Raw genomic sequence first — 491 nt, forward strand, 5'->3', positions numbered from 1 at the left:
GACAGGCAGGGAAATTGAGTCTATGAGAGCAGCTATGCCGCCCCTGTATACTTTGGGCGGTTTATTTGTATTGTTGATTTTACTTATCATCGGATCAAGCAATTTGGGTGCGCTGCCGCTTTCTTTTCGTACGCTATGGCACAGTTCATTCGATGACATCGCTTGGCAAATTTGGCTCAATATTCGCTTGCCCCGTGTGCTATTAGCGATTTTAATTGGTTTCGCGTTAGCAACCTCTGGTGCGGTGATGCAGGGGCTATTCCGTAATCCTTTGGCTGATCCTGGTTTATTAGGCATTAGCAGTGGAGCCGCATTATTCGTCGCGCTGGTTATCGTCATGCCATTTACTTTTTCTATAACATTCATTTTTTACAGCCATGTTATCGCCGCTTTTATTGGTGGTTTACTGATTTCTTTGCTTATTTTATCTTTCAGCCGCAGGGGGCAGGGCAGGTTATCAAGTTTATTATTGATCGGTATCGCCATCAATA

At 44.2% G+C, this 491-nt stretch carries 1 protein-coding gene; it reads left to right on the forward strand.

The genetic code is table 11. From position 1 onward, the window contains the following. Window positions 1-22 precede the first annotated feature (22 nt). Window positions 23-491 (forward strand): iron chelate uptake ABC transporter family permease subunit (locus REG_RS10200; protein ID WP_006705570.1); only part of this gene is annotated, 469 nt, incomplete at its 3' end.

This window comes from Candidatus Regiella insecticola LSR1 (assembly GCF_000143625.1).
Lineage (GTDB): Bacteria > Pseudomonadota > Gammaproteobacteria > Enterobacterales > Enterobacteriaceae > Regiella > Regiella insecticola.